This is a genomic window from Butyrivibrio sp. (assembly GCF_017940685.1).
In the GTDB taxonomy this organism is placed as follows: domain Bacteria; phylum Bacillota; class Clostridia; order Lachnospirales; family Lachnospiraceae; genus Butyrivibrio.
On the sequence record NZ_JAGAYD010000135.1, the window covers coordinates 1 to 12,470 of the forward strand.

14 protein-coding genes are annotated in these 12,470 nt (G+C 44.6%); all 14 read left to right on the top strand.

Going from position 1 to position 12,470, the window contains the following annotated elements:
* Window positions 1–199: hypothetical protein (locus tag J6I68_RS08635; RefSeq protein WP_292219642.1), on the top strand; the 199-nt coding region annotated here is incomplete at its 5' end.
* Between the two features lie 162 nt (window positions 200–361).
* On the top strand, window positions 362–1,231 hold the full coding sequence (gene nudC, locus J6I68_RS08640; RefSeq protein ID WP_292219644.1) for an NAD(+) diphosphatase: 870 nt from the start codon (window positions 362–364) through the stop codon (window positions 1,229–1,231).
* A gap of 106 nt (window positions 1,232–1,337) precedes the next feature.
* Window positions 1,338–1,487 carry a YezD family protein gene (locus J6I68_RS08645; RefSeq protein WP_292219647.1) on the top strand — a complete coding sequence of 50 codons (150 nt, stop codon included), beginning with the start codon at window positions 1,338–1,340 and terminating at the stop codon, window positions 1,485–1,487.
* Between the two features lie 105 nt (window positions 1,488–1,592).
* Window positions 1,593–2,729: a MalY/PatB family protein gene (locus J6I68_RS08650; protein ID WP_292219649.1), complete on the top strand. Its 1,137-nt coding sequence runs from the start codon at window positions 1,593–1,595 to the stop codon at window positions 2,727–2,729.
* Window positions 2,722–3,465: an amino acid ABC transporter permease gene (locus J6I68_RS08655; protein ID WP_292219652.1), complete on the top strand. Its 744-nt coding sequence runs from the start codon at window positions 2,722–2,724 to the stop codon at window positions 3,463–3,465. The genes J6I68_RS08650 and J6I68_RS08655 overlap by 8 nt, the downstream gene beginning before the upstream one ends.
* Complete coding sequence (locus tag J6I68_RS08660; protein WP_292219655.1) at window positions 3,440–4,204, top strand: amino acid ABC transporter ATP-binding protein; 765 nt, start codon at window positions 3,440–3,442, stop codon at window positions 4,202–4,204. Before J6I68_RS08655 ends, J6I68_RS08660 begins: the two co-directional genes overlap by 26 nt.
* A gap of 18 nt (window positions 4,205–4,222) precedes the next feature.
* On the top strand, window positions 4,223–5,149 hold the full coding sequence (locus J6I68_RS08665) for a transporter substrate-binding domain-containing protein (protein WP_292219657.1): 927 nt from the start codon (window positions 4,223–4,225) through the stop codon (window positions 5,147–5,149).
* Between the two features lie 18 nt (window positions 5,150–5,167).
* Complete coding sequence (locus tag J6I68_RS08670; RefSeq protein WP_292219659.1) at window positions 5,168–6,412, top strand: metal-dependent hydrolase family protein; 1,245 nt, start codon at window positions 5,168–5,170, stop codon at window positions 6,410–6,412.
* Window positions 6,413–6,590: 178 nt separating this feature from the next.
* Entirely contained in the window at window positions 6,591–7,505 is a 915-nt protein-coding gene (locus J6I68_RS08675) for a radical SAM protein (RefSeq protein WP_292219662.1), read from the top strand.
* 10 nt (window positions 7,506–7,515) lie between these two features.
* Window positions 7,516–7,869: a NifB/NifX family molybdenum-iron cluster-binding protein gene (locus tag J6I68_RS08680; RefSeq protein WP_292219664.1), complete on the top strand. Its 354-nt coding sequence runs from the start codon at window positions 7,516–7,518 to the stop codon at window positions 7,867–7,869.
* Window positions 7,870–7,887: 18 nt separating this feature from the next.
* Window positions 7,888–8,835, top strand: coding sequence for a cysteine synthase A (gene cysK / locus J6I68_RS08685; protein WP_292219667.1), 948 nt, complete (start codon window positions 7,888–7,890; stop codon window positions 8,833–8,835).
* A 20-nt stretch (window positions 8,836–8,855) separates the two neighbouring features.
* Window positions 8,856–10,187, top strand: a complete 1,332-nt coding sequence (locus J6I68_RS08690) for a nitrogenase component 1 (RefSeq protein WP_292219670.1) — start codon at window positions 8,856–8,858, stop codon at window positions 10,185–10,187.
* 14 nt (window positions 10,188–10,201) lie between these two features.
* Window positions 10,202–11,746, top strand: coding sequence for a nitrogenase component 1 (locus J6I68_RS08695; RefSeq protein WP_292219672.1), 1,545 nt, complete (start codon window positions 10,202–10,204; stop codon window positions 11,744–11,746).
* 41 nt (window positions 11,747–11,787) lie between these two features.
* Window positions 11,788–12,470 (top strand): nitrogenase iron protein NifH (locus tag J6I68_RS08700; protein ID WP_292219674.1); only part of this gene is annotated, 683 nt, incomplete at its 3' end.

Consider the following 12,470-nt stretch of genomic DNA (forward strand, 5'->3'; position numbering starts at 1 on the left):
GGCAGAGAACAAGTTCACTCTTGATTCTAAGCCTGCTACAGAGGACTTCCAGAGCTTCCTTGATGGTGAGGTTAGATACCTTTCACTTAAGCTCAAGAATCCTGAGAGAGCTGCTAAGCTCAACGCTGCTGCTGCTCAGCATGCTAAGGAGCACAGAGCTTACCTTGAGAAGCTCGTTACTCTTTACGGTAAGGACTGATTTATTCAGGACCTGCTCTAAAGGCTGATAGGTAAAAGACATACTGCCACTCGGATGGTCATCCATTCGGGTGGCAGTTTTTATATTGGAAAAAGAGATTTGATTTTGGGTGGTATTGTTGTATTATGTGATGAAAAGAAATAATGAAAGGTGGTACGCCACGTGATACAGGATATAAAACCATACTTTTTAGATAACCACTTTGATCCGGCAAAAGAGCTATCTGCAGATAGCAGGATCATTATCATTAGAGATAACAACTATCTGCTTAACGAAAAGTCTCTGGAGGCAGGTATTGTAGAATTCCCTCACACTTCAGATTTTGATACTGAACTTACAGATTCCGACTTCGCCTACATCTACACCATTGGCGAGGATAATTTCTTTTTATACATATCAGACAAACACAAGGAGTTTAAGATCCCGGGCTACGCTTACACCCAGCTTAACGTCATCAGGGGAAAAGAGCTCTCTCCCAAGCACATGGTATATGCAGCCTTTACTGCCTACCATCTGAACACCTGGTACTCCACATCAATTTACTGCGGAAGATGTGGAACCAAAAATGAAGTTGATAAAAAGGAGCGCGCAATGCGCTGCCCTCATTGCGGAAACGTAACTTACCCAAGGATCAATCCTGCCGTGATCATCGGCATCACTGACAAAGCGACCAACAAGATGGTTCTTACCAAGTACAACAGGGGCTATGCAAACTTCGCTCTGGTGGCGGGCTTTACTGAGATCGGAGAGACCATGGAAGGCACGGTAGAGCGTGAAGTCATGGAAGAAGTTGGCCTTAAAGTTGGGAACATCAGATACTACAAGTCCCAGCCCTGGGGCATTGCCAGCGACATACTGATGGGATATTTTTGCGATGTTGACGGGGATACCACGATCCACATGGACAACGAAGAGCTTAAGCTTGCCAGGTGGTTTTCTCCAGAGGAGATAGAACTTCAGCCAACACCCTACAGCCTTACAAACGAGATGATGGAGCTGTTTAAGGACAATGGATACGAAGGAACAATTTAATGGTCAGTGATAAGAAAAGATTTTCGCTTGCGATAAATACTGTCAGTTTTACATGTTTATACCCAAATGATATGATTTATCAACAACAGTTGTAGGGAGAGTGAACATGGGCGTGGCTACACAGGTTGAGCTTACCAGACAGCAGATTGAAACTATAAACAACCTACTAAGTGGACTGAAATTCGGCAACATAGTGTTGATTGTCCAGGATGGTAAGATCATTCAGATCGACAAAACTGAAAAGCATAGATTGTAAGCGCTGACTAGAAAACTAGAGGCATTACAGGACATAACCTAAATGGTTGTGGCTTGTGATGCTTTTTTTATTGCGTACAAAAGTACCAAGTTTCGGAGGTAAGAGATGGCACAGGGATTTGACAGACATTTTGACAGGCATGACACAGACAGCATCAAGTGGGATCTGACAAGAGAGGGAGAGTTACCAATGTTCATAGCTGATATGGATTTCGAATCAGCGCCTGCGGTGAGGGAGAGGATTGAAAAGAGATTAAAACATCCGGTATACGGATACACAAGAACACCAGATGAACTGATAGAGAGCTTCACGTCATGGTTCAAAGGTGAATATGAATATGAGCCCAAGAAAGAATGGGTTGTTCCAATAAGCGGAATCGTTCCGGCGCTTGCGGTGGTAAGTAACTTGGGCGGAGGCAGCTCAATAACAGTAACACCAAACTATCACATGCTGCTGGATGCACCAGAAAAGGCAGGCAACAAGATGATCCGTGTTCCATTAAGGAACGACGAAGAATATTACACCTTCGATTTTGACGCGTTGTCAAAAGCTCTTTTGCCGGATACAAAACTGTTCTATCTGTGCAATCCGCAAAATCCGGTGGGAAGGATCTACAAGCATGATGAACTGGAAGATGTAAGCAGGTTTGCAAAGGAAAATAACCTGGTAGTCATCTCGGATGAGATACACTGCGAGCTGGTTTACGATAGAAGACATATCCCATTCCTGACTGTAGATGAATTTGCAAAAGAAAATTCCATAAGCTTTTATGCTCCGGGAAAAACCTACAATATCCCAGGCGTGTCACTGGCCTTTGCAGTAATTCCAAACGAGTTTTTGAGAAAAGAGTTTAACAGGCTTTCATATGCGCTGGGTCATCCGGGAGTGTTCAATATTGAAGCTGGGATTGCAGCTTATTCCCAGTCAAAGGTATGGCGACTTGGACTGATTGAATACTTAAGAGAAAACAGAGATTATCTGGAGTCAGAGCTAAAGAGAAGATTTCCGGATGCAGTGTTTACTCACACAGAGGCGACTTACCTTCAGTGGATCAATTTTGGAAAAGGCATCGATGCAGATTTTCTTAGAAAGAACGCGAAGGTCTGGCTGACAGATGGTAAGGACTTTGGTGGAGAGGGATATGTGAGACTTAACTTCGGATGTCCGAGGGATTATATCACTGAGGCCCTGGACCGCATAGAAAGTGCAGTATTCAAGGGAGGGGAGAAAAAGTATGGCTAACGTTTTTGATTGGAGACTTATCTTTTCCAATATTCCAGAACTGATGCAGTATCTGCCAATAACGCTGGAAGTAACCATCATTTCTTATGTGATGAGCCTGGTTGTGGGACTGGCAGTTGCTCTTATTAAGATACACAAACCTAGGGTGCTGTATCAGATAACAGCCTTCTATGTTTCTTTTACCAGAGGAACGCCGGTGTTGGTGCAGCTGTATCTTACATATTTCGGAATACCGATGATACTGCAGTTCATCAACTACAAGTGGGGGACCAATTACAATGCAAGCTTCATACCAAGCATTGTGTTCGCACTGGTTGCTCTGTCACTAAATAGTGCAGCTTACAACTCAGAGTTTATCAGGGCTGCAATAGAGAGTGTGGATAGGGGACAGATAGAAGCGGCTAACTCCATTGGAATGACCGGTTGGCAGACCCTCAGGAGGATAGTAATACCGGAAGCCTTTGTGGTGGCGCTCCCTTCACTTGGAAACGCGCTGATAAATATGGCAAAGAGCACATCACTGGTATTTACCTGCGCGGTTGTGGACATTACCGCAGGAGGCAAGCTCATAGCAGGACGAAACTACAGATATTTTGAAATGTATCTTTCACTTTCAATTATCTATTGGGCTATCACGCTGGTGATTTCAACGATATTCAGGTATTTGGAGAAACGTGTCAAGGTAGGAGATAAGGAGGTAGTGGTTATCTATGATAGAAGTAAAAAAGCTGCATAAGAGCTTTAAGAAGCTCCAGGTCCTTAAAGGAATTGACCTGACTGTCAATGACGGCGAAGTAGTTGGGATCATAGGCGCTTCAGGCTCCGGAAAATCTACACTACTGCGATGTATAGACTATTTGGAAAAACCTAATGCAGGACAGATACATTTTGACGAGGTGGACTTTGATGTGAAAAAAGCTACCAAAGGCGACATCACTTATATGAAGTCCCACACAACGATGGTCTTTCAGCAGTTTAATCTATTCAAACAAAAGACTGCTTTAGAAAATGTCATGGAAGGTCTGGTGATCGTCCAGAAAAAGAGTAAGGAAGAAGCAAAAAAGATCGCTCTTGAGTACCTTGAAAAGGTTGGGCTCCTTGACAGAGCTGGACACTATCCAAGCCAGTTATCTGGTGGACAGCAGCAGAGAGTTGCTATTGCAAGAGCACTGGCTCTTGATCCAAAGGTGATCCTGTTTGATGAACCTACATCAGCCCTTGATCCTGAGATGATCCAGGAAGTACTTAAGGTTATTAGGGATGTGGCAAAGAGCGGCAAGACAATGCTTATCGTGTCCCATGAGATGAACTTCATCTACGACATCTGCGACAAGGTTGTTTTTCTTGAAGATGGAAAGGTGCTGCAGGAGGGAACTCCAAGGGATGTCCTTATCAATACCGAAAACGACAGGATCAAACAGTTTGTGTCAAAGGTCAATTTTGTTGAAAGATATGTTAACCAATATTCAATTTAAATACGAGGAGGAGACAAAATGAGAAAAAATCTGATCGCAAAAACAGGAAGTGCATTACTGGCAGCGGTTACTATTATGACTGCGCTGGCTGGATGCGGAAGCAAGGATGCTGTAAACACAGCTGCAGCAGCAGACAAGACAGCTGAGCCACAGGCAGCAGCGGAGGCATCAACACAGGAGGCAGCTGCTCCTGAAACAGAAGTTAAAAAGATCATTGTTGGTACAGGCGGATCACCAAAGCCATGGCTCTGGGTTGAGGAAGACGGATCCATCGCAGGTTACGATGCTGAGGTTATCTACGCAGTTGATGAGCTTCTTCCACAGTATGAGTTTGAGTTTGAAAAGACAGAGTTCGCAAGTCTCTTTACCGGCGTTGATTCCGGAAGATATGTGATGGCAGTAAATAACTTCGCATGGAAGGAAGAACGTGCCCAGAAATATCTCTATGGCGATGAGTATGTATGCTACGAGAAAAAAGTCATCATCGTTAAGAAAGGCAATGATGATATCAAGTCTCTTGCAGATATTGGAGGACATAGCGTATACACAAACGGATCAGGCCTTGCGTCACAGCTGTTCCTTGAGGAATACAACACCAAGAACCCTGACAATCCTGTAGAGCTTGTCTTCTCAGACGCAGATACCCTTAAGACAATTCAGGATATTGTTGCTGGAGTAGTAGATTTCGGATTCCTTGATCAGCCGATGCTGAAAGTTTATTTGGAGTCATATCCTACTCTGAATGAGGACCTGGACATCATCGAGCTTACCGATGAAGAGTCAGAAGCAGTGAATCCACCTTATACATACTTTATCTATGCCAAGACCGATGATGGTGAGGCAGTTAAGACTGCTGTTGATGAGGCACTTAAGGAGCTTAAGTCTAATGGCACAATAAAGAAGCTTTCTGAAGAATACATAGGTTATGACGTAACTGGAAGATGATGATACTGGAGGATTGTCATGATCGCGATTACCAACGCTAATGTTTTTGATGGTTTAAGTGACAGACTGCACAAAAATGTAACGATTGTCATTGATGGGGAATTTGTAAAAGAGATCATTGAAAAGAGCATTTCAAATGAGCAATTTGAAAAAGTGATCGACGCTAAGGGAAAGACTGTGATCCCTGGCCTTATTGACAATCATGTGCACCTGATGTTTGGGGATGGAAGGCTTGATGAGCTTACAGTTCACGGTGTGAGGAATGCCAAAAACCTTCTCTATGCTGGTTTTACAACCATAAGAGATGCAGGCGGAGCTGTGTACGGAATAAAGAAGGGAATAGATGATGGAATCATTGAAGGCCCAAGGATCTTTCCTTCCTACAGTTTTATATCTCAGACCTGTGGACATGGAGACTTCAGGGAGAGCAGGGCTGCATACAGGATTGCGGATCACATCTACACTTCTCCAAATCTCATGAATGGGCAGTCCTATATCGCTGATGGAGTTTCTGAAGTTTTGAAAGCAGTCAGGGAACAACTTTTCCTTGGGGCATCGCAGATCAAGATAATGGCCGGTGGAGGTCTTTCTTCACAATACGATCCCGTACAGACGCAGCAATATACACTTGAAGAAATGAAGGCAGCAGTCAGCGCTGCGTCTGATTATGGAACTTATGTCATGGCTCATCTTTATACTACTGAATCTATAAAAAGAGCTTTAAGAGCAGGAGTAAAAAGTCTTGAGCATGCGCACCTTATAGATGATGAAGCCGCAAGAATAGCCGCTGACAATGACGTTTTCATAGTTCCATGTCCAAACTTTGGTCATGGCAAAAAAGATCAGAAGGAGCCACCAAAGAGCGGAGACCTCTATAAGGACATGGCTAGAAAGGCACTGTTTTCAGGGGTAGAAGTTCAAGCCGAGCTTATTAATAAATACAACCTCAACGTGGCCTATGGCACAGACTTCATTGAAAGATTTAACAAAGGAACCCCAAGGCTCGACGATCTTGTAAGCTACGCTGAAAGATTTGGAAATTTCAAAGCCCTAAAGAGCGCTACAGGTGATGGCTACAGATTATCCAAGCTTACAACTTATCAAAACCCTTATCCAGAGGGAAAAGTCGGCGTTTTAGAAAGCAGGGCCTTTGCAGATCTTCTTATAGTAGATGGCAATCCACTTGATGATATTTCAGTACTTACCAAGGCTGAAAACATCAAGCTGATCATGAAAGGCGGGAAGGTGTTTAAAGATATCTAAGTAAGTATATTTGTCCTCATGCGGCCGTATCTGCAGGTTTTGAGCAGAGCAAACGGCCGCGTTTTAATGGTTTAAAGCACTAATAAGAAAAAGTTATTGCCAAATATAAATTTCAGCTATTAGACAGTAGGGCTTTATGCAAATAAAATCAAACGTAATAACAGAGAAAGGGCTCAAAATGCCGATGAATACACAAGGAAACGCACTGCCGGAACTAGTAGATCCATTGGAACATATAAGTAATCAGCACCCATGTTTTGGAAAGGGACCAAATCTCAATAAAGGAAGGATCCATCTTCCTGTAAGTCCCACCTGCAATATACAGTGTGCGTTCTGCAACAGATCAAGAAATACATATGAAAAGAGACCTGGAGTTACAGGTGAGATACTGACGCCTGTTGAGGCTGCAGATGTTGTAGATAAGGCATTAAAGCTCTGCCCGGAGATAACGGTTGCAGGAATAGCCGGGCCTGGAGATACACTGGCCAGTGACTACGCCATCGAGACCTTTAATGTCATAAAGGAAAGACATCCGGAGCTTATAAACTGCCTTAGTACTAATGGACTTCTTCTTGAAGAGAAGGCAGAAAGGCTTATTGAAGCGGGAGTCAAGACAATCACTGTGACAGTGAATGCTGTTGATCCAGAGATCCTGCAGCATATATGTCTTTTCATTGTAAAGGATGGAAAGACATATGTAGGAACTGAGGGCGCAAAGATCCTTATTGATGCTCAAAAGAGAGGCATCAGGAAGGTAAAAGAACTTGGCGCAATGGTAAAGGTAAACATGGTATTGTGTCCAGGTATCAACGACGAGCACGTGGAAGATGTTGCAAAGACAGTATCTGAGCTCGGAGCAGACTTTTTTAACATCATCCCGTTGATCCCGCAGCACAAGTTATCACACCTTCATGAACCAAGCTGCCAGGAGCTATATGAAGCAAGGGCTAAGGCTGAGAAATATATAAGAGTCTTCAGACACTGCCAGAGGTGCAGGGCAGATGCGGCAGGTATACCAGGAAAGCTTGAGATTTCAGATAAGCTCTACGACCTGAAAAAGTTAAATGCCCAGAATACATTTTCACACGGTTAAGGAGACAGATATGAAATACCTTGTTGGAATTGCCACTCACACCGGAGAGAACATAGACATTCACTTTGGTCACTGCAAAGAATTTCAGATCATTGAAGTCACAGACAATGAGAGCTATGAACCGGTGGATGTGATAGATGCAGGAAGAGCATGCGACGGAACCTGCGACCACACAGAAATAGCAAGAGTAGGTGAGCTATTAAAGGATTGTAAGTATGTGCTCTCAGCCAAGATAGGGCCAGGGGCTGCGAAGATACTTAGAGATATAGGGATAGTTGCCCTGGAGATCGAGGCACCTATTGACTATGCGATAGATAAGATCATGGTTTACGACCAGAGACAGGCACAAGCAAACAGAGGATAATACGGAGGCGCAACAGAGATGGGAAAAGTAGCACAGAGTTTAACTGATCTTATAGGGGGAACACCGCTTCTTAAGCCAAACAGGTTTCTTAAGATTCACGGGCTTGAAGCAGAGCTTTATCTAAAGCTTGAGTATTTCAATCCTGCTGGATCAGTCAAGGACAGGATTGCATTTGCGATGGTTGAGGATGCGGAAAAGAATGGAATCCTTAAGGAAGGTTCAACGATCATTGAACCAACTTCTGGAAACACAGGTGTAGGACTTGCTTTTGTGGGAGCAGTAAAGGGATATAACGTTATCCTCACAATGCCGGAGACCATGAGTATTGAGAGAAGGACGCTGGTTGCAGCTCTAGGAGCGCAGGTTGTGTTAACACCTGGAGCCCAGGGCATGAATGGTGCCATCAGACAGGCGGAGGCATTAAATGCGCAGATCCCTAATTCAGTGATACTGCAGCAGTTCGAGAACCCTGCCAATGCGAGAGCTCACGAGCAGACAACAGCCAAGGAGATATGGAGAGACACTGACGGAAAAGTAGATATCTTCGTTGGAGGAATAGGAACTGGTGGAACAGTTACAGGTACAGGAAGAGGGTTAAAAGAGCTAAATCCAGAGATCAAGGTTGTAGGCGTGGAGCCTTGGGAGTCAGCAGTTCTTTCTGGAAGACCATCAGGACCACATAAGATACAGGGCATCGGAGCAGGATTTGTCCCTAAGGTTTTGGGACTGGACATCATAGATGAGATCCTTCCTATAAGGGGAGATGAGGCAATCGATACTTCAAGAGAGCTTGGAAGATATGAGGGACTTCTTGTTGGAATTTCTTCAGGTGCAGCAGCACATGCGGCATATCTTCTTGCAAGGCGCCCTGAAAACAAGGGAAAGACGATAGTAGCTCTTTTGCCTGACACAGGTGAAAGATACCTTTCAACAGAACTTTACAGATTTGGAAACATAAATAACTAAGTGTAGGAGGAGAGACTAGAATGGCTTGTTTTGTTGAACGCCCCAGGACCACATGTGCCCTCGGGGGAGCAATAGCAGTTATCAACGCGCTGCCAGGTGTGACGCTTGTCAATCACACAGCTATAGGCTGTGGCGGTAATCTATCCGGTGTTATCTCCGGAGGTGGCGGAAATATGGGTGATGGAATTTTTGCTGGATCTCATATGCCAAGCTCCGCAGTTGGAGAGAGGGAGATCGTATTTGGTGGAGCAAACAGGCTCACTGAAGAGATCGAGAATGCACTGGATGTAATTGATGCAGAACTGTTTGTAGTTGCAACAGGATGTATGACAGAGATGATCGGTGATGACGTAGAGGCAGCAGTAAGGGCAGTGGAGAACCCAAGAAAGCCTGTCATCAACATCAGCACTCCTTCATTTAAGGGAGATGCCTACTACGGATACGAGATCATCCTTGATGCAATCTTTAATAAATTCGTTCCAAAGAGCGAGGAAAAAGATAGTAAGCTCGTTAACATCTTCGGAATCGTTCCGGGATTTGATCCATTTTTCAGAGGAGACCTAACTGAGATCAAAAGACTCTTAAATAAGCTTGGGCTTAAGGTCAACACTTTCTTTACTGCAGACCAGACCTTTGAAGGCAATGTTCTTTCAGCATCTAAGGCAGCGATTAATATTCTTTTATCTCCAGTATGGGGCACAACAATTGTTAAGAACTTTGAGGAGGTTCATGGAACACCTTACTTCCAGACACTTCTTCCTATCGGTGCCATTCAGACAACTAAGTTCTTAAGAGACCTTGCTGAGCACATCGATATCGACAGCGACCTTCTTGAAAAAGTGATCCAGGAAGAGACAGACGAATACTACGCTGACTTTATCAGAGCAACAGACACTATCACCAACAGGCAGTGGTACTTCTACTCAGCTACAATTACCAATTCAAATTATGCGATCCCTGTTGGGAAGTATCTCTATGAGGAGCTTGGCTGGCATCAGAACGACACCATTGTAACGGACATATTAAAGCCAGTTAAAAAGCGCGCTCTCACAAAGGCCTTTGAGGCAAATGACTTTGGTTCAACACTGACGCTGGATACGGATACCCAAAGGATCAGCAGAGAGCTCATAAAGAGAAGACCAAGAAACCAGGGACAGAGATACTGGGACAACAACACACCGTTTTTCCTTCTGGGCAGTTCCCTTGACAGGACCACGGCAGCTGAAGTGGGTGGAACAGCGCTTCCAATAAGCTTCCCACTTAGCTCAAGGCTCATTACCACAAGGGCCTACGCCGGATACAAGGGTGGCCTGCAACTTGTAGAAGATATTTTCAGCACATTGCTTGCATAAAAGGAGGAGGAAAAATGGCTGCAACAACAGAAAAAGACGTAAATTATTACAACCAGGCGATGCCTCCTGTAAGAGATACAAGACTTCAGATCGCTGATACCTTCCATGGCTGTGCCTGTGAAATGGCGGACTGTTCAAAGTCAGGGTGCCTTTTAAAGAAAAACAGGAGCTTCTGGCAGACCAATGCTTGTCAGATGGCGTTGACACTGATGATGTGCTCAACAGTACAGAACTCAGTAGTTATCATGCATGGCCCTATCGGCTGCGGAACCCAGCTTCATGGCCTTGCTGCAAACGCAGTAAAGGGAAAGACAAACAGGGGACTTCCGGATCAGAAGGCTCCAATCTGGCTCTCATCCAATCTTGGAGAGACAGACGTAATCAATGGAGGAGAGAAAAAGCTCCAGGAAACTATCGAGTATGCTGACAGGACCTACAGACCTGAGATCATCTTTGTAGTAGCTACCTGCGCGCCAAACATCATAGGTGACGACGTGGAAAAGATCGTAAACATCACCAATGAAACCTGTGCGGCTCAGGTTACAGCGCTTCACTGCCCTGGCTTCAGATCAAGGGTTGTGGCATCAGCCTACGACAGTTTTTATCACAGTCTCATAAGACATATCAATTTCAAGGCGATCCCTTACAAGGACTATGTGCCTGACAACCCTGCAGATCCCGCAGCACAGATGGGTGAGGCAGTATTTAAGTACAAGATAGCCCACACTGTTAACCTGTTCAATGCAACATCAATCGGATACCAGGATGAGCAGGAGATGGTGAGACTCCTTCAGGCTCTTGGCCTTAACGTAAGGATCTATGCAGAGTATTCAAGCGCTGATGACTTTAGGCTCCTGCCTTTTGCTGCACTCAATGTCAGCCTCTGCAACATGCATGATGACTACATGCTTAAGTTCCTTGAACAGGAATACAACATGCCGTACATCATCGAGGGAATGCCAATTGGTCCGGACCAGACAAGAAAGTGGCTTGTGGCCATTGGTAAATTCTTTGGCCTTGAAAAGGAAGCAAACCTTCTTGCTGACTACGAGGAGAAAAAGCTTGCAGAAGCTATTGAGCCTCTAAAGCCTAAGTTTGAAAAGAAGAAAGTTCTTCTTGGAGGCGGAAGTGTCAGAGTTGCTGCTGAGGCCATGGCTCTTAAAAAGATTGGAATTGATGTTATTGGAATCAGAGGTTACAACTTCGACTCCAACGCAGATCCTGTGTTTGAAGAACTTGGTGAGGAGCTTCCGGATGTTACCCTAACAGTTAGTAACCAGGCCTATGAGTTTGCTAACCAGCTGGTTAAGTATGCACCGGATCTTGTTATCACACATAACGGCTCTCATGCAATCCCTGCAAGACTAGGTTTCCCTTCAATCCAGCTCTTTGATGCGGGTTCAACATTCTTCGGATACGGCGGTTTTTACAGTCTTGCGAAAAAGATAATCTTCGCCCTTGAGAATAACAACCTGGCAAAGAACATTGTGGGACATGCAAGACTTCCATACAGGAAAGAGTGGTATGAACAGGATCCATTCGCTTATCAGAACGACTGATACAGCGTTTTATCATATTTTTTAAAGAGGAGAAGTGAGAAATGGCAAAGTATCGACAGATTGCAATCTATGGAAAGGGTGGTATCGGAAAATCCACAACTACCCAGAACCTGACTGCAGGCCTTACAGAGAGAGGCAAAAAAGTAATGGTTGTGGGCTGTGACCCCAAAGCCGATTCAACAAGACTGCTGCTTGGGGGCCTTGCTCAGAAGACAGTTCTTGATACAGTACGTCTTCAGGGCGAGGATGAGGTAGAGCTTGATACCATCATGAAGGTTGGTTTTGGAGGAACCCTGTGCGTTGAGTCCGGCGGACCTGAGCCTGGTGTTGGCTGTGCAGGACGAGGAATCATCACATCTATTTCAACCCTGGAAAACCTGGGAGCCTATGAAGAAGAGGACCTTGACTTCGTTTTTTATGATGTACTCGGCGATGTAGTATGCGGCGGATTTGCGATGCCCATACGTGAAGGCAAGGCAAAAGAGATCTACATAGTAGCAAGTGGTGAGATGATGGCTCTTTATGCAGCCAACAATATTGCAAAGGGTATTTCAAGATATGCCCAGTCAGGCGGTGTGCGCCTTGGTGGTATCATCTGCAACTCAAGAAACGTAGACAATGAAAAGCCTCTTCTTGAGGCTTTCGCAAAAGAGCTGAACACGAAACTTATCTATTTCATTCCAAGAAACAACATCGTTCAGCACGCAGAGATCAGAAAGCAGAC